Below are 23255 nucleotides of genomic sequence, written 5' to 3'. Positions count from 1 at the left end.
TTTCAGTTTCATTAGCTCGTCCCTGCGGCGAGAGGCGTATTTTTCATGAAGTTTGTAGATGAAGTATCCATCCGCGTGAAAGCGGGTGACGGTGGCAACGGCTGCATGAGCTTTCGCCGCGAAAAATTCATTGAGAATGGCGGCCCCAACGGCGGCGACGGTGGCGATGGCGGCTCGATCTACATGATCGCCGACGAAAACCTCAACACTTTGGTCGACTATCGCTATACCCGCCACTTCGATGCCGAGCGCGGCGCCAACGGCGGCAGCACCGACTGCACCGGCAAGAAGGGTGAAGACATGGAGCTGCGCGTACCGGTAGGTACCACGGTGATCGATGCTTCCACGCAGGAAGTGATCGGTGACCTGGTCAAGGCCGGTCAGCGCCTGCTCGTCGCACACGGCGGCTGGCACGGTCTGGGCAACACCCGCTTCAAGTCCAGTACCAACCGCGCGCCGCGCCAGACCAGTCCGGGCAAGCCGGGTGAGCAGCGTGACCTCAAGCTGGAAATGAAAGTGCTGGCCGATGTTGGCTTGCTGGGCCTGCCCAATGCTGGCAAGAGCACCTTCATCCGCTCGGTCTCCGCGGCCAAGCCCAAGGTGGCGGACTACCCGTTCACCACGTTGGTGCCGAACCTGGGTGTGGTCAGTGTCGATCGCTGGAAGAGCTTCGTGGTAGCCGACATTCCCGGTCTGATCGAGGGCGCTTCCCACGGTGCCGGCCTGGGTATCCGCTTCCTCAAGCACTTGGCGCGTACGCGCGTGCTGCTGCACCTGGTCGACATGGCGCCGCTGGATGAAACCAGCGCTGCCGATGCCGCCGAAGTGATCGTCAACGAACTGGTCAAGTTCAGTCCGTCGCTGGCCGAGCGCGAGCGCTGGCTGGTGCTCAACAAGTGCGACCAGATTCTGGAAGAAGAGCACGAAGAGCGGGTCAAGGAAATCGTCGACCGTCTGGAGTGGGAAGGTCCGGTCTACGTGATCTCGGCCATCGCCAAGGAAGGTACCGAGCGCCTGAGCCGCGACATCATGCGCTACCTTGAAGACCGTGCCGATCGCCTGGCCCGTGACCCGGCCTATGCCGATGAGCTGGCCGAGCTCGACCAGCGCATCGAAGACGAGGCTCGCGCGCAGCTGCAGGCCCTGGATGATCAGCGCGCACTGCGCCGTAGCGGCGTGAAGAGCGTCCACGACATCGGCGATGACGACGATTGGGAAGAAGAAGACGCCGAAGACGGCCCGGAAATCATCTACGTCCGCGACTAGTGCGTATGGGCGCAGGTCCCGCTCCTGTAGGAGCGGCCCGCGGCCGCGAAGGGCGCACCGCGGTGTGCCTGGCACTCCATGGCGTCTTCTTCGCAGCCGATGACCGCTCCCACTATGATCTCCAGTGTTAAACTAAGCGCCGCTCACCATGAGCGGCGTTTTTGTTTTTCTACCGGGCAAAGGTTGGCAGATGATGCGGAGCAAGGTGACGGGTGCGCAGCGTTGGGTCGTGAAGATTGGCAGTGCGCTGCTGACCGCGGACGGCAAGGGTCTGGATCGCGCGGCGATGAGTGTCTGGGTCGAGCAGATGGTTGCTTTGCACAATGCCGGGGTCGAGCTGGTGCTGGTCTCTTCGGGGGCTGTAGCGGCCGGCATGAGTCGTCTTGGATGGGTCAAGCGCCCCAGTGGCATGCACGAGCTGCAGGCTGCCGCCGCCATCGGCCAGATGGGGCTGGTGCAGGCCTGGGAGTCTAGCTTTGCCGAGCATGGCCGGCACACCGCGCAGATCCTGCTGACCCACGACGACCTCTCAGATCGCAAACGCTACCTCAATGCGCGCAGTACCCTGCGGACCCTGGTCGAGCTGGGCGTGGTGCCGGTCATCAATGAAAACGATACCGTGGTCACCGACGAAATCCGCTTCGGCGACAACGACACCCTGGCGGCCCTGGTGGCCAACCTGGTGGAGGCGGACCTGCTGGTGATCCTCACCGATCGCGATGGCATGTTCGATGCCGATCCGCGCACCAACCCCGATGCAAAATTGATCTTCGAAGCGCGTGCCGACGACCCATCGCTGGATGCGGTTGCCGGCGGTACCGGCGGCGCGCTGGGGCGTGGCGGCATGCAGACCAAGCTGCGCGCCGCACGCCTGGCGGCTCGCTCCGGGGCGCATACGGTGATCGTCGGTGGCCGTATCGAGCGCGTGCTCGATCGGCTCAAGGCCGGCGAGCGCCTGGGTACGCTGCTGTCGCCCGAGCGTGAAATGCTCGCCGCGCGCAAGCAATGGCTGGCCGGACACTTGCAGACCCGCGGCACCCTGGTGCTCGACGAAGGGGCCGTGCAAGCCTTGACCGGTGGCCACAAGAGCCTGCTGCCGGTAGGTGTGAAAGTGGTCCAGGGAAGTTTTCGGCGGGGTGAAATGGTGGTGTGCGTGGCGCCCGATGGTCGCGAGATCGCACGTGGCCTGGCCAACTACAGTGCGCTGGAAGCCCAGAAAATCATTGGTCAGTCGTCGGACGTTATCGAGCGCTTGCTGGGCTATATGGCCGAGCCCGAGCTGGTGCACCGCGACAACCTGATCCTCGTTTGATCCCTACAGGAACGTTTCGATGAAAGTGCTCAAAGCCCTCGCGGCTGCCATGTTGTGCCTGCCGATGCTGGCGAGTGCCGAGGAAATCGGCCAGGTGTCCACGGTGTTCAAGGTTGTCGGTCCCAACGATCGCATCGTCGTCGAGGCGTTCGATGATCCCAAGGTGCCTGGCGTGACCTGTTATCTGTCGCGCGCCAAGACGGGTGGAGTGAAGGGTGGCCTGGGCCTGGCCGAAGACCGTGCGGAAGCGTCCATCGCCTGCCGCCAGGTCGGGCCGATCCAGCTGCCGGGCAACTTGAAGGAGGGCGAGGAGGTGTTCAAGGAGCGCACCTCGCTGGTGTTCAAGACCATGCAGGTGGTCCGTTTCCACGACAAGAAGCGCAACGCCCTGGTGTATCTGGTCTACAGCGACCGCATGATCGAAGGCAGCCCGCAAAACGCCGTGACCGCCATCCCCATCCGCCCCTGGACCGAATAACCGCGTTGCACCCTTCGCGGCCACGGACCGCTCCTACGGAAGACATGCATGGCCCACCGTAGGAGCGGTCATCGGCCGCGAAAAGGGCGCCGCGGTGTGTCAGGTAAGCCGCGTCGCACCCTTCGCGGCCACGGACCGCTCCTACGGAAGAAATGCATAGCCCACCGTAGGAGCGGTCATCGGCCGCGAAAACGGCGCCTCGATACCGGCACATTCACACAGGCACAAAAAAGCCGACCCTGGGGTCGGCTTTTTCTACATCGTACCGCTGATCAGGCAGCAGCAGCCTGGTTCAGTGCTTTGATGTGGCCATTCAGACGGCCCTTGTGGCGAGCAGCCTTGTTCTTGTGGATGATGCCTTTATCGGCCATACGGTCGATAACTGGCACGGCCAGAACGTAAGCAGCTTGTGCTTTTTCTGCGTCTTTTGCGTCGATGGCTTTGACTACATTCTTGATGTAGGTGCGAACCATGGAACGCAGGCTGGCGTTGTGGCTGCGACGCTTCTCAGCCTGTTTTGCACGTTTTTTGGCGGAAGGTGAGTTGGCCACCGTCGAGCTCCTCGAAAGACTTTTTGAAATAGCAAACAAATAAGGCCGCGAATCATGCCCATCAACGAGTTGGTTGTCAAGGGTACGTGAGACGATCCGCTAAGTGGTTGGTCGGGTGTCGAAGTGATTCACTTCTGGCCCGCGACCTGTACACTCGCGAAGTTCTGGCTCTGCCTGCTGATGCGGCGCGGAGTATCGCACACCTGGGCCGGATATGGGCCTGCTCTTCGTCAACGGGCATGAAAAACTTTCGATGAACCTACTTAAATCCCTGGCCGCGGTCAGCTCCATCACCATGGTTTCGCGGGTGTTGGGCTTCGTCCGCGACACCATCATTGCGCGCATTTTCGGCGCCGGCATGGCCACCGATGCCTTCTTCATCGCTTTCAAGCTGCCCAACCTGCTGCGCCGGATCTTCGCCGAAGGCGCCTTCTCCCAAGCGTTCGTGCCCATTCTCGCCGAGTATAAGAGCCAGCAGGGCGAGGAGGCCACGCGTACCTTCATTGCCTACGTCGCCGGCCTGCTGACCCTCGCACTGGCGCTGGTGACGGTGGCCGGGATCCTCGCTGCGCCGTGGGTGATCTGGGCAACCGCTCCGGGTTTTGCCGATACCCCGGAGAAATTCGCGCTCACCAGCGATCTGTTGCGGGTGACCTTTCCTTATATATTGCTGATTTCGCTGTCGTCCTTCGTCGGTGCCATCCTCAACACCTACAACCGCTTCTCGGTTCCAGCTTTCACGCCCACGCTGCTAAACGTGTCGATGATCCTGTTTGCCCTGTTCCTCACGCCCTATTTCGATCCGCCGGTCATGGCGCTCGGCTGGGCCGTGCTGGCGGGTGGGTTGGCGCAATTGCTCTATCAACTGCCGCATCTGAAAAAGCTCGGCCTGCTGGTGCTGCCACGCCTGAGCCTGCGCGATACCGGTGCCCTGCGGGTGATGAAGCAGATGCTGCCGGCAATCCTCGGTGTATCGGTGAGCCAGATTTCGCTGATCATCAATACCGTGTTCGCCTCGTTCCTGGTGGCCGGCTCGGTGTCCTGGATGTACTACGCCGACCGCCTGATGGAGCTGCCGTCGGGGGTATTGGGCGTAGCCTTGGGCACGATCCTCCTGCCGACCCTGGCCAAGACCTACGCCAACAGGGATCGTCATGAATACTCGCGCATCCTCGACTGGGGGCTGCGCCTGTGTTTCGTGCTGGTCCTGCCGTGCGCGGTGGCCCTGGCGTTGCTCGCCGAGCCCTTGACCGTGGCGTTGTTCCAGTACGGCAAGTTCACCGCGCTGGATGCGGCCATGACCCAGCGCGCGCTGATCGCCTATTCCATCGGCCTGCTGGGGATCATCCTGATCAAGGTGCTGGCGCCGGGCTTCTACGCCCAGCAGAACATTCGCACGCCGGTGAAGATCGCCATCTTCACCCTGGTGGCGACACAGGTCTTCAACCTGATGTTCATCAGCCATCTGCAGCACGCAGGCCTGGCGCTGGCCATCAGCCTGGGCGCCTGCCTGAACGCCGGGTTGCTGTACTGGAAGCTGCGTCAGCAGGACCTGTTCCAGCCGCAGCCGGGCTGGACCGCCTTTCTGTGCAAATTGGGCGTGGCCGTGCTGGCCATGGCCGCTGCCTTGCTGGTGCTGCTGCAGTACATGCCGGCCTGGGCCGACGGGCAGATGCTCGAGCGCTTCCTGCGCCTGGGGCTGTTGGTGTTGACAGGCGTGCTAGTGTATTTCGGAATGTTGTTGGCCATGGGCTTCCGCCTCAAGGACTTCGCTCGCCGCGGGCTGGCGTGATCCTCGAGCGCACTGGCTGCCCTTGGCCGCGAGCGGTTTTATGCGTTAGCGAACATCCATGCACGCTGTTGCCTGTCGTCGACGCGTGGGTATGGTTATAATCGACCACTTTATGAGCAAGAAGCGCGTTATGCAGCTGGTTCGAGGCCTTCACAATCTGCGGCCCCAGCATCGGGGCTGCGCCGCCACCATTGGCAATTTCGACGGTGTCCATCGTGGCCACCAGGCTATTCTGGCCCGGCTGCGCGAGCGTGCCCGCGAGTTGGGCGTGCCCAGTTGTGTGGTCATCTTCGAGCCCCAGCCGCGCGAATACTTCAGCCCGCAGACCGCGCCGGCACGTCTGGCCCGGCTGCGCGACAAAGTGCAGCTGCTGGCTGCGGAACAGGTCGATCTGGTGCTGTGCCTGGCTTTCAACAAGCGCCTGAGCCAGCTCAGTGCATCGGAGTTCGTCGACACCATCCTGATCGACGGCCTGGGCGTGAAACATCTGGAGGTTGGTGACGACTTCCGCTTCGGCTGCGACCGGGCAGGGGACTTCGATTTCCTGACCCAGGCCGGCAGCCTCCAGGGCTTTACCGTCGAGTCGGCGCAGACCGTCGAAATGGACGGCGTCCGCGTCAGCAGCACCCAGGTCCGCAAGGCTCTGGCTGCGGCCGACTTCGAACGTGCCGGGCAGTTGCTCGGCCGGCCCTTCTGCATCGAAGGAAGGGTCCTGCATGGTCAGAAGCTGGCCCGCCAACTGGGCTGGCCCACTGCCAATGTGCAACTCAAGCGCCGTCGTGCGCCGCTCACCGGGGTATACCTGGTCAGTGTCGACATCGACGGCAAGACCTGGCCAGGAGTCGCCAACATAGGCGTGCGGCCAACCGTTGCAGGTGATGGCAGTGCCCACCTGGAAGTGCATTTGCTGGACTTTGCCGGTGACCTCTATGGCCGGCATTTAACGGTGGCGTTCCACCACAAGCTGCGTGATGAGCAGCGTTTCGCCTCGCTTGAGGCGCTGAAGTCGGCGATCGATGCGGATGTCGCCGCCGCGCGTGCCCACTGGGCCAAGCCAACCGCTTAAATTGAAGAGCCTGAAATGACCGACTACAAAGCCACGCTAAACCTTCCGGACACCGCCTTCCCAATGAAGGCCGGCCTGCCCCAGCGCGAGCCGCAAACTCTGCAGCGCTGGGACAGCATTGGCCTGTACCAGAAGCTTCGCGAGATTGGCAAGGACCGTCCCAAGTTCGTCCTGCACGACGGCCCGCCCTATGCCAACGGCAATATCCACATCGGTCATGCGGTCAACAAGATCCTCAAGGACATGATCACCCGTTCCAAGACCCTGGCCGGCTTCGATGCGCCGTACGTGCCGGGCTGGGACTGTCATGGCCTGCCGATCGAGCACAAGGTCGAAGTCACCCACGGCAAGAACCTGGGCGGCGACAAGACCCGCGAACTGTGCCGCGCCTATGCCAGCGAGCAGATCGAAGGGCAGAAGGCCGAGTTCATCCGTTTGGGCGTGCTGGGCGACTGGGCCAACCCGTACAAGACCATGAGCTTCCCCAACGAGGCCGGCGAGATCCGTGCCTTGGCCGAAATGGTCCGCAACGGCTTCGTGTTCAAGGGCCTCAAGCCGGTGAACTGGTGCTTCGATTGCGGCTCGGCCCTGGCCGAGGCCGAGGTCGAGTACGCCGACAAGAAGTCGCCGACCATCGACGTCGCTTTCCCGATCGCCGACCAGCAGGCCCTGGCCGACGCCTTCGGCCTGCCCGGCCTGGAGAAGCCGGCCAGCATCGTGATCTGGACCACCACCCCGTGGACCATCCCGGCCAACCAGGCGCTCAACGTCCATCCAGAATTCACCTACGCCCTGGTCGACGTCGGTGATCGCCTGCTGGTGCTCGCCGAAGAACTGGTCGAGAGCTGCCTGGCGCGCTACAGCCTGCAAGGTACGGTGCTCGCCACTACCGTGGGTGCCAAGCTCGAGCTGATCAACTTCCGACATCCGTTCTATGACCGCCTGTCGCCGGTGTACCTGGCCGACTACGTCGAACTGGGCGCGGGCACCGGTGTGGTTCACTGCTCGCCTGCCTATGGCGTGGACGACTTCAACATCTGCAAGCAGTACGGCCTGACCAACGATGACATCATCGGTCCGGTGCAGAGCAATGGCGTGTATGTCGAATCGCTGCCGTTCTTCGGCGGCCAGTTCATCTTCAAGGCCAACCCGAACATCGTCGACAAGCTGACCGAAGTCGGTGCGTTGATGCACACCGAAGTGGTCAGTCACAGCTACATGCACTGCTGGCGGCACAAAACCCCGCTGATCTACCGCGCTACCGCGCAGTGGTTCGTCGGCATGGACAAGCCACCTGTCGAAGGCGACACCCTGCGCGAGCGCGCGGTGAAAGCCATCGAGGAAACCAAATTCGTTCCGGCCTGGGGCCAGGCACGCCTGCACTCGATGATCGCCAACCGTCCCGACTGGTGCATCTCGCGCCAGCGCAACTGGGGCGTGCCGATTCCGTTCTTCCTCGACAAGGCCACCGGTGAACTGCACCCGCGTACCGTCGAGCTGATGGAAGAGGTGGCCAAGCGCGTCGAAGTCGAAGGCATCGAAGCCTGGTTCAAGATGGACGCCGCCGAGCTGCTGGGCGATGACGCCGCCAACTACGACAAGATCAGCGACACGCTGGACGTCTGGTTCGACTCGGGCACCACCCACTGGCACGTGCTGCGCGGCTCGCACCCGATGGGCCACGAAAGCGGCCCGCGTGCCGACCTGTACCTGGAAGGTTCGGACCAGCACCGCGGCTGGTTCCACTCTTCGCTGCTGACCGGCTGCGCCATCGACAACCATGCGCCGTATCGCGAGCTGCTGACCCACGGTTTCACCGTGGACGAAAACGGCCGCAAGATGTCCAAGTCGCTGGGCAACGTCATCGCCCCGCAGAAGGTCAACGACACCCTGGGTGCCGACATCATGCGGCTGTGGGTTTCGGCCACCGACTATTCGGGCGAAATGGCCGTGTCGGACACCATCCTGCAACGCAGTGCCGACGCCTACCGTCGCATCCGCAACACGGCGCGCTTCCTGCTCTCCAACCTCAGCGGCTTCAACCCGGCCACCGACCTGCTGCCGGCCGATCAGATGATCGCCCTGGACCGCTGGGCCGTCGACCGGGCGCTGCTGCTGCAACGCGAGCTGGAAGAGCACTACGGCGAATACCGCTTCTGGAACGTCTACTCCAAGGTGCACAACTTCTGCGTGCAGGAGCTGGGCGGCTTCTATCTGGACATCATCAAGGATCGCCAGTACACCACCGGCGCCAACAGCGTTGCCCGGCGTTCCTGCCAGACCGCGCTGTACCACATCAGCGAGGCGCTGGTGCGTTGGATCGCGCCGATCCTGGCGTTCACCGCCGACGAGCTGTGGCAGTACCTGCCGGGCGAGCGCAACGAATCGGTGATGCTCAACACCTGGTACCAGGGCCTGAGCGAGTTGCCCGAGGGCTTCGAGCTGGATCGCGCCTACTGGGAACGCGTGATGGCGGTGAAGACCGCAGTCAACAAGGAAATGGAAAACCTGCGCGCCGCCAAGGCCATCGGCGGCAACCTGCAGGCCGAAGTGACCCTGTACAGCGAAGACGCCCTGAACACCGACCTGGCCAAGCTGGGCAACGAGCTGCGCTTCGTGCTGATCACCTCGGGTGCCACCTTGGCACCATTCGCCCAGGCTCCGGCCGATGCGGTGGTCACCGAGGTCGCCGGACTGAAGCTCAAGGTGGTCAAGTCGAGTGGCGTGAAGTGCGCGCGTTGCTGGCACTTCCGTGACGACGTAGGCGTGGACCCCGAGCATCCGGAAATCTGTGGTCGCTGCGTCGACAACATCAGCGGTGATGGCGAGGTGCGCCACTATGCCTGATTCGTCGGCGTCCTTCGGTCGCTACGGCCACTTGAAGTGGCTGTGGCTCAGCGTGCTGGTGATGGTGCTGGACCAGGCCACCAAGTTCTATTTCGACGGCACCCTGCAGATGTACGAGCAGATCGTGGTCATTCCCGACCTGCTCAGCTGGACCCTGGCCTACAACACCGGCGCCGCCTTCAGCTTCCTGGCCGACAGTGGCGGCTGGCAGCGCTGGCTGTTCACCCTGATCGCCGTGGTGGTCAGCGTGGTGCTGGTGGTCTGGCTCAAGCGCCTGGGGCGCAGCGACACCTGGCTGGCGATAGCGCTGGCCCTGGTGCTGGGCGGCGCGGTCGGCAACCTGTTCGACCGTGTCGTGCTCGGCCATGTGGTCGACTTCATTCTGGTGCATTGGCAGGATCGCTGGCGGTTCCCGGCGTTCAACCTGGCCGACAGCGCCATCACCGTCGGTGCGATCATGCTGGCGTTGGATATGTTCAAGAGCAAGAAAACCGGAGAAGCGGTGAATGACTGATCAGCGCATCAGGGAAAACACTGAAGTGACCTTGCACTTCGCCCTGCACCTGGAAAACGGCGACACCGTCGACAGTACGTTCGACAAGTCGCCAGCGACCTTCAAGGTCGGCGATGGCAACCTGTTGCCGGGTTTCGAAGCCGCCTTGTTCGGCTTCAAGGCCGGCGACCGACGGACCGTGAAGGTGCTGCCGGAAAACGCTTTCGGCCAGCCCAATCCGCAGAACGTGCAAGTCATGCCGGCCTCGCAGTTCGCGAACATGGAGCTGTCCGAAGGGTTGCTGGTGATCTTCAACGACGCGGCCAACACCGAGCTTCCGGGCGTAGTGAAAGCATTCGACGACAACGAAGTGACGGTAGACTTCAACCACCCGTTGGCAGGCAAGACCCTGACCTTCGAGGTGGAAATTCTTTCGGTCACCGCCCTTTAAGGGCACCGAGGCAAGCATGCAAATCAAACTCGCCAATCCCCGTGGCTTCTGCGCGGGTGTGGACCGAGCGATCGAGATCGTCAACCGCGCCCTGGAAGTCTTCGGCGCACCGATCTATGTCCGCCACGAAGTGGTGCACAACAAGTTCGTGGTCGAAGACCTGCGCAATCGAGGCGCCATCTTCGTCGACGAACTCGACCAGGTGCCTGACGACGTCATCGTCATCTTCAGTGCCCACGGCGTTTCCCAGGCCGTGCGCCAGGAAGCGGCCGGGCGCGGCCTGAAGGTGTTCGATGCAACCTGCCCGCTGGTCACCAAGGTGCACATCGAAGTGGCTCGCTACAGCCGCGACGGCCGCGAGTGCATTCTCATCGGCCACGCCGGGCATCCGGAAGTCGAAGGAACCATGGGGCAGTACGATGCCAGCAACGGTGGCGCCATCTACCTGGTCGAAGACGAGAAAGACGTTGCCAACCTGAACGTGATCAACCCTGAAAACCTTGCCTTCGTGACCCAGACGACCTTGTCGATGGATGACACCAGCCGGGTCATCGACGCGTTGCGCGCGCGCTTCCCCGCCATTGGCGGGCCGCGCAAGGACGACATCTGCTACGCCACGCAAAACCGCCAGGACGCCGTCAAGATCCTGGCCGACGAGTGTGACGTGGTGCTGGTAGTGGGCAGCCCGAATAGCTCCAACTCCAACCGGCTGCGCGAGCTGGCCGAGCGCATGGCCACCCCGGCGTACCTGATCGACGGCGCGCAGGACATGCAGCAAGGCTGGTTCGACGGCGTGCAGCGCATTGGCATTACCGCTGGTGCCTCGGCGCCCGAGGTGCTGGTGCGCGGTGTCATCGAGCAACTGCACGCCTGGGGTGCGACCGGCGCCGACGAGTTGATCGGTCGGCCGGAGAACATCACGTTCTCGATGCCCAAGGAATTGCGGGTGAAGACGATCGGTTAGCGCGGTTTGCCGCACCAGTCGGCAGACTGCGGATCTGGAAGATCAGTGATTCGGACCCTGCCGACCCAGTCGATCACGATGCGCCAACGTAACCGTGCGCGCTTCGGATCGCAAAAAAACAGAGACCCGGCATTTGACTCCCCTTTCACGCCGGCAGGTGCGCCGAAACTATCGAAGCGCACCTCGTGGCGTACCCATTTATTGCCGATGACAGGCACCTTGCCATCGAGGATATGGGTATTGAGGTGCGTACCTCTGGCGGTGCTCAGACCTCGAATATCCAGCAGTGTGACCCAGCCCCAACCCCAGCCCCGGTGGAACCCCCTTACCACCACAGGCGTCTGCCGCAGGATCGCTTCCGACCGGGCCATGCGCAATGTGAAAGCAAGTTCCTGCGCCACCACTTTTCGCCGCTGCTCCTGCAGAAACTCATGCAGGGCTGGCATGGCAATCGCAGCCAGTATCGCGACCACCGCCAGCACCACCACCAGCTCCACTAACGTAACTCCTTTACTGTACATGCCAACCCTCCCTGGGTTTCCCTGCAATAGGCGCTGATCCCTCTAGAACAACCGTATATCCTGTGCGCGCACCGAACCGCGCGAGCGCTGGTTTATAGTCGATGCTCTTGGGGGAGGCGTCCAATGCGGCATGGTTACAAGGGGTTTACGCTGGTCGAGCTGATGGTGACCATCGCAGTGCTGGCCATACTGGTGACCATAGGAATCCCGTCGTTTGTCGGCCTGATCAACAACACCAAGGCTGACACCGAGTCGACAGATTTGTACCGCGCCCTCAACTATGCGCGCCTCGAGGCGATAAACCGGGGAGCGAGCATACGTGTCACGCCCTCGGTCGCGAACGACTGGACCAGCCGCCTCGATATTCAAGTCGTCAATGCTGGCGTCGTGACCAACCCGGTGTTACGCGTGATTGCAGACATGTCTGCGTCAGCTGTAGTGAAACCCAACGACATTGCCAACATCGAGTACAACAATTTGGGCGCACTGGCCAATCCCGTCACGGCAGTCGCGTTTTCCTACACGCAGGGTACCTACACCAAGGCCATCGGTGTGTGCCTCAACGGGCGCGTGATACTGGGGGGCACCTGTCCATGAGCATGCGCAGGGGGCAAGCAGGGGTCAGCCTGATCGAGGTCCTGGTTTCGCTGCTGATCATGGGGATCGGCCTGCTCGGGGCAGCAGCGTTGCAGCTCAACGCCCTGAAGTTCACCGACAGCTCGGCGCTCACCAGCCAGGCCAGTTTCATTGCCTATGACATGATGGACCGCATTCGTGCCAACCCCGACGCCAACTACGTGCTGGCCAACCTCGATGCGGCACCCGCGGGCAACGCAAGCGACGTCCGGGCCCAGGATCTTGCCGATTTCGCCGCCAATGCCAAGGCCATAGGCGGAGTCAGTGCGGGCAGCAGCATCGCCGTGAACAACCGCGTCGTTACTATCACTCTGCAGTGGAGTGACGCGCGTGCGACCAACGCCGCCAACGTTTCCAATGTGCAGAGCGTCGGCGATGGCCTGCAGAGTTTCACGCTGACCAGTCGCGTGGCCATCGACAAGGGGATCAAATGAGACGCTCATCCCGAGGCATTGGCCTGATCGAGCTGATGGTCGCCATGACCCTGGGCCTGGTCATCGTGTTGGGCGTCACCCAGATATTTCTCACGGCGAAGAATACTTACCAGAGCCAGAACGCTGCGGCGGGCATTCAGGAAGATGGACGCTTTCTGATGAGCAAGATGGCCCAGGAAATTCGCATGACAGGGTTTTTTGGCTGCCAAGCCAATCCGCTCGACAGCACGCTTACCAAAGACTTCACCGCCGCGTACGCCTCGCCGATCACTATTACCCGCGGCACTAACAACAGCGTGATTCTCACGTTGATCACTGCCGACGTGGGCAATAACGGCGCCAATGCCGACTGGAACATTCTTACTGACTGCCGCAGTTTTTCAACAGCCTACTTACCGGCAGCCATGCCTGCCGCACTGGCTGGTCAGCAGGTCATTCCGATACGTCGGGTCGTCTATACCTTTGCCAACAATCAAGTGTTGGCGGGTAGTTTAGCCAACAGCCAAAGCCCGTTGATCAGCAACGTGCTGGCTTTTGACGTGACTTTCGGCGTGGCCTCATCCGCGGCTAACATCAATGCCAGCAGCTACGTTGCCACGCCTACCAACTTCGACTTGATCCGCAGCGTGCGCATCAGTTTGCAGCTCGCCGACCAGGCGGCTGCACCCAACACCCGTGCGCAAACCCGGACTTTCAACACCGTGATTGCCTTGCGCAATCGGTTGCTGTGATGAGGCCTCAATGAGTACGCACACCCATTACAGCGCAACGAGCACGCAACGTGGGATGACGTTGGTAGTGTGCCTGGTCTTTCTGCTGTTGCTGACTTTGATCGGCGTGTCGTCGATGCAGAACGCGACATTGCAGGAAAAGATGGCAGGCAGCGTGACCCTGCGCAACGGCTCGTTCCAGATAGCCGAAGCCATGCTGCGCATTGGCGAAAATACAGTGAAGCCAGAAGCCTACACCCTGGCTTTCTGCAACACCGCAGTCACCTGTGCCCCGCCGACCAACGCCAATACCATTGGCACCAGCAACTATATTGCCGCCAATGGTGTGGTCTGGGTGCAGTCCGGGTCTGGCTATTACGCCATTCAGAAAGTGGGTGCCACCAACAACCCGTCGATTCTTGCAAGTGGTTCGCCAATCAACACCACCAAAAAATTCTATGAGCTGTATCGCATTACCGGGGTAGGCATCCAGGGTACTTCGCGAACGGTGCTGGAGAGTGTCTATGCCAAGCAGCAGTAGAATGCGCGGCGTGATCAAGTTCTGTTCCGGGATACTTGCTGGATTGTACGTCAGTGCTCCGCTGTATGCCTTCGCACCAGCGGACTCTCCGTTGCTCAGCTCGGGGTCGGTCACGCCCAATGTGATGTTGCTGGTGGATGACTCCGGTAGTATGAATAACCTGATCCGCACAGCCGACTTCAATCAGGCTACCAGTCGTCCAACGATCTATAACTGCTACTACGCCACGTTCTGCGACCGATTCAGTGTCACAAACATCGACATGGACAGTGAAAATCTGTTCTACAGCAGTTTCAACCGGGGTGGATGCTCATTCGGTTATTCGGGATTCACGCGAGGTACCAACACGGTGTATTGCCTGCGCCTCCCGGATCCGGTGGGCAACGGCAGCACCCGCTATTCATCACGGTACATCTCTTACCTGATCGACCGGCTGCCGAGCGGCAGCACCAGCCGTGACTACATTGCCGACACAACGGTGCCCGGAGACTATCGGATCAACGTTGCCCGAGACGCGGCGACCGCGCTGGTCAACGCCAATCGCAACCTGCGTATCGGTCTGGCCACCTTTAACCCGCCGGCTCCCGGCAACCCAGGCCCGGGTGGCAATATCCCCCGCGCGATTTCCGACTTGAGTGCCAACAGTTCTACCACCACAGCCCAAGCGAACAGCAACTACAACGCATTGATCAATGCCATCGGCGACCTGGGGGCCATCGCCAACACACCGCTGGCGGAAGCCTACTACGAGGTGACTCGTTATTTCAGGGGGATGACGCCTTACTACAACAGCACGCCCAATACCTACACCAGCCCTATCCAGTACCGCTGCCAAAAGAACTACGGGGTAGTGATCACTGACGGCCTGCCTACTTACGACCGCACTTTTCCAACCAATGACCCACTCGGGGGATCAAGGCTGCCAAACTGGGACGGTGACAGCAGCAATGATGGCGATAATCTGACTGGTGACGGTGAGGGTGACACGTTGTACCTGGATGACATCGCCAAGTTTGCCAATGATATTGACATGCGGTCCGGCGGGACAGATACCGCCGGCAAGAGCTGGGATGCTGCGGATTTTCCCAAGCAGAACATGTCCACTTACACAGTAGGCTTCGCTGCCGACAATCAGATGCTGAAAGATGCGGCTGAAAAGACCGGTTATGGCCAGGGCAAATACTATCAAGCCACTGATGCTGCAGGCTTGAGCGCTGCCTTGACCGCTGCGCTTAACGACATTGCTTCCAAGGCTGGTTCAGGCGGGGGCGGTTCGGTGAACTCGGTCAATCTCACAGCGTCTTCGCAGTACTATCAAACATTCTACGACCCGACCGACTGGCGCGGTACGGTACGCGCCTATAACCTGGACAGTTCAGGCAATCCCGGCGCCACGGCGGTATGGAGCACGGATGACAAGGTTAAGTCGGCCGGGACTACGGTTTTTCAGTCGTGGAACATACTCACCAGCCAGCCCATCGCACTATCATTGCTGAATTTCTCTCCTGCCCAGATCGCTACCCTGGCCGTGGGTGCATCGAGTCTCAACACTCTCCTCAATCCAGTTACCGCCAATGACCTGATCGAGTGGACGAAAGGCACCAACAAGACCGGGCTGAAGACGCGCTCGGTATTGCTGGGCGACATCATCAACTCACCCTTGGTGTATGCCTCGCCCACTGCCATTACCACTACCGACACGACAGGCGATTTCAGCTATACCACGTACCTTGGGACCAAGGCTGCGAGCATGAACCCCGCTCTGGTTGTCAACAGCAATGATGGGATGACCAACGTTTTGAATACCGATGGCACAAGGCGTTATGCCTATCTGCCATCTACCACGTTGGCCAATTTGAACGCAGTAGCCAACCCCAACTATATCAATGGTGTTGGCCATAAGTTCTTGAATGACGGTCAGTTGACTGTCGCAGACGCTCAAATCAACAACGGCTGGAAAACGCTGGCTTTGGGCGGTGTGGGGGCTGGCGGCAGGGCTTATTATGCGTTGCAGCTGTTTGAAGCCGGTGGTAGCAATACCACTCGTGCCCTTTGGGAAATCAACAGTAACACCACGGGCTACAGCAACATGGGCTATGCCTATGGCAAGCCGGAAGTGGCCCGATTGAAAGACGGTACCTGGGCAGCATTCATCTCGAACGGTTACGGCAGTACGACGGGGCGCGCGTCGCTGTTTGTGATCAATCTGGCTACCGGCGCGTTGATCAAGGAGATCCAGACCCCGATAGTTACAACAGGCGAAACCGACAACGGTCTGTCCTCGGTAGCGCTGGACATAAACAGCCAAGGCGTTATTCAGTACGCCTATGGTGGCGATCTGAAAGGGCGCATGTGGAAATTTGATTTCACCAGTACCACGAACGGCGTGGTCGGGTTCGCCAATACGCCACTGTTCACAGCTTCGGGTGGCGCGACCCAAGCTATCACAGCACAGCCAACCATAGGCAATTACACTCTGGGCCGGCAGATCATCTTCTTTGGTACAGGCAAGCTCAACGAGGTGGCGGACAAAACTACAACTACGACCCAGTCTTTCTACGCCATCGTCGACGCCAATGGTTCGACCGCGAACTACACCGAGTCGGTGCTGCAACGCCAGACCATCACCAATATCACCGGCACCAAGGTCTACACCAGCCAGAATGAGGTGGATTACAACACCCGCAAGGGTTGGTACATGCCGCTGACCTACGGCACCACATCGACAGGGGAGCGGGTGCTTTATCCACCCTTGTTGATCGACGGTAACATTTTTTTCACTACCGCTATTCTTGACGTTTCGGACCCATGTTCGAGCGCTGGGTCAAGTAAGCTGATGGAAGTGAACGCCGAAAATGGCAAGATGATCACGAATTTCAACATCCTGAACGGTACTGAGGCAACTGCGGGAATGATCGTATCGGGAGGTTTGATCAATACCGCATCAATGATCTCTTATGTCGATTCCAACGGGAATGACATGGTTGCTATTCAACTGCCTAGCACGGGTGACTCTACGACAGGCAGTGGCGGCGGGTCTCCTAAACAACAGGTGGTTTCCCCGAACCGCCGTATCATGTGGCAACAACGACAATGAGTGTCCGTATGAGCAGGCAACAAGGCTTCACCCTTATCGAGTTGATGATCGTGGTCGCCATCGTCGGCATCCTTGCCGCCATCGCCTACCCCAGCTACACCGAGTACGTGAAGCGCACGCATCGGGTGGAGATCGGCCAGGTGCTGGCCGAAGGTGCGCAGAATTTCGAGAGGGGGTTCACACGGACCGGCAGCTACGCCAACGTGCCCGACGTGGCGGGCAATGCCTGGTACAACATCGTGACGGCAAAGGACGCCACAACGTTCAGCCTGACGGCCGCGCCGAAGCCCGGCAGCATGATGGTCGGTGACAAGTGCGGCAGTTTCGTCATCAATCAAACCGGCGCGCGGACCAACACCGGCATGGCTGCCGGCAACACCTCAGCCACCTGCTGGGGCCGCTGAGCCTTCTTTGGAATCGTTTCATGTCTGACCATGTGTTGGTTGTCGGCGGCGGCGTAATGGGCCTGCTGACGGCCTACAATCTTGCTGCCCATGTGGGTCGCATTACCCTGATCGACCGCAGCGCGGTCGGCCAGGAGTCTTCCTGGGCCGGCGGTGGCATCGTTTCACCGCTGTATCCCTGGCGCTACAGGCCGGCGGTTACGGCGTTGGCGCATTGGTCGCAGGATTTCTATCCGCGCCTGGGGCAGCGCCTGGCCGTCGATACGGGCATCGATCCGCAGGTGTACACCACCGGTTTGTACTGGCTGGACCTGGACGATGAAGCCGAGGCGCTTGCCTGGGCACGGGCCAATGGTCGGCCGCTGGCGGCAGTGGATATTTCAGCTACCTACGAGGCCGTGCCGGTGCTGGGGCCCGGGTTCGGGCGCGCGATCCATATGGCCGATGTCGCCAATGTGCGCAATCCACGCTTGATCAAGGCTTTGAAAGCGGCCTTGTCGGCGCTGCCCAACGTGACGGTGCGCGAGCAGTGTGAAGTGCAGGGTTTTTTGCTCGATGGCCAGCGGGTGGTCGGCGTGCATTCAGCGCAGGGGGAGGTGCTGGCCGACGAGGTGGTGCTGACCGCGGGTGCCTGGAGCGGTGAGTTGTTGCAGACCCTGGGCATCGACTTGCCGGTGGAGCCGGTGAAGGGGCAGATGATCCTGTTCAAATGCGCAGCCGATTTTTTGCCGAGCATGGTACTGGCCAAGGGGCGCTATGCCATTCCCCGCCGCGATGGGCATGTATTGATCGGCAGCACGCTGGAGCATGCGGGCTTCGACAAGACGCCAACGGTAGAGGCGCTGAACAGCTTGCAGGCCTCGGCGGTCGATCTGCTGCCGGCCCTGGCCGAGGCCACGCCGGTGCAACAGTGGGCTGGGTTGCGTCCGGGGTCGCCGGAGGGGGTACCGTTCATTGGTGCGCTGCCGCGGCATCCGGGTTTGTGGTTGAACTGCGGGCACTACCGTAATGGGTTGGTGCTGGCGCCAGCGTCGTGTCGCCTGCTGGCCGACCTGCTGCTGGGTCGCGAAGCCGTGATCGATCCAGCCCCCTACGCGCCGCAAAACCGCATCCCCCTGTAGCACNCGCGTTCATTCAGGCGCACCGCATGCACCGCCGACGCGGCTTGCGCCGCTGCTACGGGGATCGCGTTGTCCTGTAGCAGCGGCGCAAGCCGCGTCCGGCCGCACCGCGTTCATTCAGGCATACCACATACACCGCCGACGCGGCTTGACACGGTGGCAGGGAATCAATCCAGGCCCAGCTTTTTCAGGCGGTAGCGCATCGAGCGGAACGACATGTTCAGCCGCTGCGCTGCTGCCGTGCGGTTCCAGCGGGTTTCTTCCAGCGCTTGCAGGATGAGCTTGCGCTCGACGCTTTCCAGGTAGTCTTCCAGGTTGTCGACCTGGGCCAGGCTGGGTTCGCCGGACTCCACGCTGACTGCCGTTTCGCTCAGGCGCAGGTCGCTCGCCTCGATGCGATCGTCTTCGCACAGGGTGTAGGCCCGTTCGAGCATGTTTTCCAGTTCGCGCACGTTGCCGGGAAAGCGGTAGCCCTTGAGGGTTTCCAGTGCTGCCGGGGTCAACTGCGCGGGCGGCAGGCCACTGCCCTGTGCCAGGCGCGCCAGCACACTGGCAGCCAGCAGCAGAATGTCTTCACGGCGCTCGCGCAGGCAGGGCACCCGAAGCTCGATCACGTTGAGTCGGTAGTAGAGGTCCTGGCGAAAACGCTGCGCCGCCACCTCGGCTGCGAGGTCCTTGTGGGTCGCGCTGAGAATACGCACATCGACCACGTTTTCGGTCTGCCCGCCCACGGCGCGCACGGCCTTTTCCTGGATGGCGCGCAGCAGCTTCACCTGCATGGTCAACGGCAGGTCGGCCACTTCGTCGAGAAACAGCGTGCCGCCATTGGCCGCCTGAAACAGCCCCGGCTTGTCTTCTGTGGCACCGGTGAAGCTGCCCTTGCGATGGCCGAAGAATTCGCTCTCCATCAGCTCGGCGGGGATAGCCCCACAGTTGACCGGAATGAATGGCCGATCCGCGCGCGGGCCCTGCTCGTGAATCAGCCGGGCGACCAGTTCCTTGCCGCTGCCCGACTCGCCGCTGATGTAGACCGGCGCCTGGCTGCGTGCCAGCCGGCCGATCTGCTTGCGCAGCCCCAACATCGGTGGCGAATCGCCGAGCAGGCGCTGGTCGATGCTCGGTTCCTTGCCGACAGGGGCGGGCGCCGGCATGCGCAGCGCGGTGCCGACCAGCTCGCGCAGGCGCGGCAGGTCGACCGGCTTGGTGAGGAAATCGAAGGCGCCGGCCTTGAGCGCATTGATGGCGGTGTCCAGGCTGCCGAACGCGGTGATCATCGCCACCGGCAGGTGCGGGTAGCGCTGCTGGATGAACTGCACCAGCTCAAGACCCGTGCCGTCGGGCAGGCGCATGTCGGTCAGGCACAGGTCGAACGATTCGCGCCCCAGCCATTCGCGGGCCTCGTTGACGTCGCGTGCGCTGCGGGTTTCCAGTTTCATGCGGCCGAGGGTGATCTCCAACAGTTCGCGGATGTCCGGCTCGTCATCCACGATCAGAATTTTTTGCCTGGCGCTCATAGTCATCCCTGTTTGCGCGGGTGGGCGAAGGTAATGCGCATGCAGCTGCCCCCTTTTTCACGTGCTCTGTAGTCTAGGTGGGCCTGGTTGCTTTCGCACAGCTCGCGGGAAATATACAGGCCCAGCCCGGTGCCGTTGCTTTCGGTGGTGAAGAAAGGCTCGAACATGTGCTGCAACTGATCGGCGGCAAAGCCCGGCCCATCGTCCAGCACCTCGAGGATCGGCAGGCCATTGGTGGGCTCTACGAAAAGATTCAGCCAGACCTGCGCGCGACCCTGTTGCTGGGCGCTGTAGCGCAGGCCGTTTTCCACCAGATTGTTCAATACCTGGGTCAGCTGGTTGGCATCCATGCGGGTTTCCAGGGTGCCGTCGCTGACGTACATGTGCAGTTGCTGGCCCGGGCGCGCGGTGGTGCGAAAGTCACTGACGAAGTTTTCCAGCCACGCCTTGAGGTCCAGCGGGTGCGGTGCGCTGGGGCGCCGGCGCGACAGCTGCAGCACGTTCTCGATGATCAGGTTCATGCGCTTGCATTGATCCTGAATGATCTGCGTCAGACGCCGGTCGGCTACCGGCAGGTCTTCGGATTCCTGCAGCAATTGCCCGGCATGGCTGATGGCGCCCAGCGGGTTGCGGATCTCGTGGGCGATACTGGCCGTGAGGCGGCCGAGCGCGGCCAGCTTGAGTTGCTGGGCCTGCTGCGCGATCTGCGACAGGTCTTCGAGAAACACCAGGGTCTGCTGCTGTTCACCGCCGCGACGCAGGGCAATGAAGCTGGCCTGGATCGACGGCCCGGTAGGGGAGAACTTGAGGCTTTTCACGCGCAGGGCAGGGTTGGTCTGCCACTGCAGCAACCGTTCGATCAGGTCGGGTGAGTGGACGGCGATCAGCTCACCATTGAGTGTCATGCGGCCAAAAAGCCCCAAGGCCCCCTGGTTGGCCAGCTGCACCCGCAGTTCGGTGTCCAGCACCAGGATGCCGGTGCGCATGCGCTGCAGAATCAGCGCGTTCAGCGCCTCCAGGCTGGTGACGTCACTGGCGCGCTGCTCGGCCAGGTTCTCACTGGTGCGCAACAGGCGACTGAGGCCTTGAACCACGAACCACACGGCGAAGCAGAGCACACCCAGGGTGCTGGCCTGCAGGTAGTCGTTGGCGGCAGTGGGGCGCGAGATGCTCAGGTAGAACGTCAGGTAGATGATGCCGATGGTGGCCAGTGCGGCGATCAACAGGCCCAGGCGGTTGCGCAGCAGCAGATTGCCCATCGCCACCGAGGCGATCATCAGGTTGCCGATACCGCTGGGTGTACCGCCGCCGGCGTAGAACAGGCCCGCGAGCATGATCACGTCGGCAGTGGCCAGGCTGAACACCGGCAAGACCCGGCGCGGGTTGCCCATCAGCACCACGACCAGGATGTTGAGGATCAGGTACAGCCAGCTGCCGGCGCGAAACAGTTCGCCATCGGCCAATTCCAGCAGGCGGTTGTCCATGTTGCTGGAAATCAGCAGGACCAGCGACAGGCCGATGGTCAAGCGGTAGAGGTGGTACAGGCGCAGCATCCGCTGCGCCTGGGCGCCGCCGAGAAACTGCGCTTCAGCGGGCACCGTTGCCGGGCCCTTGCTCCAGGTGTGGCTTGCTGCAATACCAATGGCTGTCGCGGCGCAGCGCGCTGTCTTCTGGCAGATGCACGCCGCACTGGGCGCATCGAACCATGCTCAGCGATGCCGGCTTGTCATCCTGGCGAGGCGCGCGCGCCGGGTTCTTGAATTTGCGCCACAGCCAAATGGCGGCGAACACGACGGCGATCCAGAAAATCAGGCGAATCATGGGATGGTCAGCTTTGCCAGGGGAGATGGCGCAGTGTAGGAGCGCGCCCGATGCGGAGCAAGCGGCGAAAAAAAAGGGGCCATCAGGCCCCTTTTTTCAATGCAGCCCAGCTTCAGTCGAACAGACCGAAGGTGGCGTAGCTGAACCACGAACGGCTCTTGCCCTCTTCGGCGTTTGGCTGCTGCTGGTCGGCGGTGCCGCCGTCTTCAGGTGGCAGCAGTTCTTTCGGAATGGCGTCGCGCGCTTCCTGATACTGACGCTGCACATCCTGGTTGGCGCGGGTTTCGCCCGGCGGCAGCGGGTCGGTGTTGTTGCCGATCCAGCCCAGGGTGGCCTTGGAGATCCACGAGCGGTTGTCCGCTTCGTCCTGCTGGGGCACGAACTTGCCGTCTTCCAGGCTCGGGTGATCCGGGTAGTTGGTTTTCAGGGTGTCCAGGCTGGTCGCGGCCAGGTCATCCAGGTGCAGACGCATGTAGGCTTCGGTCATCACCGCCAGGCCGTCGCCGACGGACGGCGTTTCCTGGAAGTTTTCCACCACGTAGCGGCCACGGTTGGCAGCAGCGACGTAGGCCTGACGGGTCAGGTAGTAGTCAGCCACGTGGATCTCGTAGGACGCCAGCAGGTTGCGCAGATAGATCATGCGCTGCTTGGCATCGGGCGCGTAGCGGCTGTTGGGGAAGCGGCTGGTGAGCTGGGCGAACTCGTTGTAGGAGTCGCGGGCAGCGCCCGGGTCACGCTTGGTCATGTCCAGCGGCAGGAAACGCGCCACCAGGCCACGGTCCTGGTCGAACGAGGTCAGGCCCTTGAGGTAATAGGCGTAGTCGACGTTCGGGTGCTGCGGGTGCAGGCGAATGAAACGCTCGGCAGCCGACTTCGCCGCTTCCGGCTCGGAGTTCTTGTAGTTGGCGTAGATCAGCTCGAGCTGCGCCTGGTCGGCATAGCGGCCGAACGGATAACGCGACTCCAGCGCCTTGAGCTTGGCCGTGGCACTGGTGTAGCTATTGTTGTCCAGGTCGGCCTGCGCCTGCTGGTACAGCTCGACTTCGCTGAGGTTTTCATCGACCACTTCCTTGGTCGAAGAACAGGCCGCGGTGAATCCGAGGATGGCGATCAGCAGCAGGTGTTTCACTTGCATGGCGGCTAGCGTCCCTATAAACGGCCGCTGTCTCGGGCGTGGCCGTCCTGTTATGATGAGCACCCCGTGGAACCACCGGGGCAAAAGACGCCGTATTTAAC

At 61.6% G+C, this 23255-nt stretch carries 22 protein-coding genes; 16 read left to right on the top strand and 6 right to left on the bottom strand.

The window, feature by feature from the left end:
* Positions 1-45 precede the first annotated feature (45 nt).
* The 3 genes from cgtA (at position 46) to IFU31_RS07795 (ending at position 3056) form a co-directional block, all read left to right on the top strand.
* Positions 46-1266: an Obg family GTPase CgtA gene (gene cgtA / locus IFU31_RS07805; RefSeq protein ID WP_043192803.1), complete on the top strand. Its 1221-nt coding sequence runs from the start codon at positions 46-48 to the stop codon at positions 1264-1266.
* 193 nt (positions 1267-1459) lie between these two features.
* Positions 1460-2578, top strand: coding sequence for a glutamate 5-kinase (proB, locus tag IFU31_RS07800; RefSeq protein ID WP_192048882.1), 1119 nt, complete (start codon positions 1460-1462; stop codon positions 2576-2578).
* Positions 2579-2597: 19 nt separating this feature from the next.
* Entirely contained in the window at positions 2598-3056 is a 459-nt protein-coding gene (locus IFU31_RS07795; protein ID WP_122475332.1) for a CreA family protein, read from the top strand.
* 272 nt (positions 3057-3328) lie between these two features.
* On the opposite strand, the gene rpsT is transcribed toward IFU31_RS07795, so the two are convergent.
* On the bottom strand, positions 3329-3607 hold the full coding sequence (gene rpsT, locus IFU31_RS07790) for a 30S ribosomal protein S20 (protein WP_043192805.1): 279 nt from the start codon (positions 3605-3607) through the stop codon (positions 3329-3331).
* A 253-nt stretch (positions 3608-3860) separates the two neighbouring features.
* Here rpsT and murJ point away from each other — a divergent pair, with 253 nt between their 5' ends.
* From murJ to ispH, 6 genes are all read left to right on the top strand, one after another.
* Complete coding sequence (murJ, locus tag IFU31_RS07785) at positions 3861-5399, top strand: murein biosynthesis integral membrane protein MurJ (protein WP_192054763.1); 1539 nt, start codon at positions 3861-3863, stop codon at positions 5397-5399.
* Between the two features lie 130 nt (positions 5400-5529).
* A complete protein-coding gene (gene ribF, locus IFU31_RS07780) occupies positions 5530-6465 on the top strand; it encodes a bifunctional riboflavin kinase/FAD synthetase (protein WP_122475330.1) in 936 nt (311 codons plus the stop codon).
* Between the two features lie 15 nt (positions 6466-6480).
* A complete protein-coding gene (gene ileS, locus IFU31_RS07775) occupies positions 6481-9312 on the top strand; it encodes an isoleucine--tRNA ligase (protein WP_122475329.1) in 2832 nt (943 codons plus the stop codon).
* Entirely contained in the window at positions 9305-9826 is a 522-nt protein-coding gene (gene lspA, locus IFU31_RS07770; protein ID WP_122475327.1) for a signal peptidase II, read from the top strand. Before ileS ends, lspA begins: the two co-directional genes overlap by 8 nt.
* Entirely contained in the window at positions 9819-10256 is a 438-nt protein-coding gene (gene fkpB / locus IFU31_RS07765) for an FKBP-type peptidyl-prolyl cis-trans isomerase (protein ID WP_192102653.1), read from the top strand. The genes lspA and fkpB overlap by 8 nt, the downstream gene beginning before the upstream one ends.
* A gap of 16 nt (positions 10257-10272) precedes the next feature.
* A complete protein-coding gene (gene ispH, locus IFU31_RS07760; protein ID WP_185795209.1) occupies positions 10273-11220 on the top strand; it encodes a 4-hydroxy-3-methylbut-2-enyl diphosphate reductase in 948 nt (315 codons plus the stop codon).
* On the opposite strand, the gene IFU31_RS07755 is transcribed toward ispH, so the two are convergent.
* On the bottom strand, positions 11217-11741 hold the full coding sequence (locus tag IFU31_RS07755; RefSeq protein WP_192102652.1) for a GspH/FimT family protein: 525 nt from the start codon (positions 11739-11741) through the stop codon (positions 11217-11219). The two genes, ispH and IFU31_RS07755, sit on opposite strands and share 4 nt — an antisense overlap.
* Positions 11742-11864: 123 nt before the next feature.
* Here IFU31_RS07755 and IFU31_RS07750 point away from each other — a divergent pair, with 123 nt between their 5' ends.
* The 7 genes from IFU31_RS07750 to thiO are packed head-to-tail and all read left to right on the top strand — an operon-like array spanning position 11865 to position 18684.
* Positions 11865-12338: a GspH/FimT family pseudopilin gene (locus IFU31_RS07750; RefSeq protein WP_192102651.1), complete on the top strand. Its 474-nt coding sequence runs from the start codon at positions 11865-11867 to the stop codon at positions 12336-12338.
* Complete coding sequence (gene pilV / locus IFU31_RS07745) at positions 12335-12811, top strand: type IV pilus modification protein PilV (protein WP_192054759.1); 477 nt, start codon at positions 12335-12337, stop codon at positions 12809-12811. The genes IFU31_RS07750 and pilV overlap by 4 nt, the downstream gene beginning before the upstream one ends.
* Positions 12808-13542 carry a PilW family protein gene (locus IFU31_RS07740; protein WP_185795213.1) on the top strand — a complete coding sequence of 245 codons (735 nt, stop codon included), beginning with the start codon at positions 12808-12810 and terminating at the stop codon, positions 13540-13542. The genes pilV and IFU31_RS07740 overlap by 4 nt, the downstream gene beginning before the upstream one ends.
* Positions 13543-13552: 10 nt before the next feature.
* A complete protein-coding gene (locus tag IFU31_RS07735; protein WP_192102650.1) occupies positions 13553-14062 on the top strand; it encodes a pilus assembly PilX family protein in 510 nt (169 codons plus the stop codon).
* On the top strand, positions 14046-17159 hold the full coding sequence (locus IFU31_RS07730) for a pilus assembly protein (RefSeq protein ID WP_446731024.1): 3114 nt from the start codon (positions 14046-14048) through the stop codon (positions 17157-17159). Before IFU31_RS07735 ends, IFU31_RS07730 begins: the two co-directional genes overlap by 17 nt.
* 8 nt (positions 17160-17167) lie before the next feature.
* A complete protein-coding gene (locus tag IFU31_RS07725) occupies positions 17168-17563 on the top strand; it encodes a type IV pilin protein (protein ID WP_185795216.1) in 396 nt (131 codons plus the stop codon).
* Between the two features lie 20 nt (positions 17564-17583).
* The gene (thiO, locus tag IFU31_RS07720; RefSeq protein ID WP_192102648.1) at positions 17584-18684 is read left to right on the top strand and encodes a glycine oxidase ThiO; all 1101 of its coding nucleotides are present in this window, start codon (positions 17584-17586) and stop codon (positions 18682-18684) included.
* A 167-nt stretch (positions 18685-18851) separates the two neighbouring features.
* On the opposite strand, the gene IFU31_RS07715 is transcribed toward thiO, so the two are convergent.
* The 4 genes from IFU31_RS07715 to IFU31_RS07700 form a co-directional block, all read right to left on the bottom strand.
* Positions 18852-20198, bottom strand: coding sequence for a sigma-54-dependent transcriptional regulator (locus IFU31_RS07715; RefSeq protein ID WP_192102647.1), 1347 nt, complete (start codon positions 20196-20198; stop codon positions 18852-18854).
* Positions 20199-20200: 2 nt separating this feature from the next.
* Positions 20201-21796: a sensor histidine kinase gene (locus IFU31_RS07710; protein WP_446731023.1), complete on the bottom strand. Its 1596-nt coding sequence runs from the start codon at positions 21794-21796 to the stop codon at positions 20201-20203.
* Entirely contained in the window at positions 21786-22019 is a 234-nt protein-coding gene (locus tag IFU31_RS07705) for a PP0621 family protein (RefSeq protein ID WP_122475309.1), read from the bottom strand. Before IFU31_RS07705 ends, IFU31_RS07710 begins: the two co-directional genes overlap by 11 nt.
* 112 nt (positions 22020-22131) lie before the next feature.
* Complete coding sequence (locus IFU31_RS07700) at positions 22132-23154, bottom strand: outer membrane protein assembly factor BamD (protein ID WP_122475307.1); 1023 nt, start codon at positions 23152-23154, stop codon at positions 22132-22134.
* Between the last annotated feature and the right edge of the window lie 101 nt (positions 23155-23255).

The sequence above is a fragment of the Pseudomonas sp. CFBP 13602 genome (assembly GCF_014842725.1).
GTDB classification, from domain to species: domain Bacteria; phylum Pseudomonadota; class Gammaproteobacteria; order Pseudomonadales; family Pseudomonadaceae; genus Aquipseudomonas; species Aquipseudomonas baltica.
Note: the sequence above shows the minus strand (reverse complement) of the source record. Positions and strands in the feature narration are given on the sequence as shown.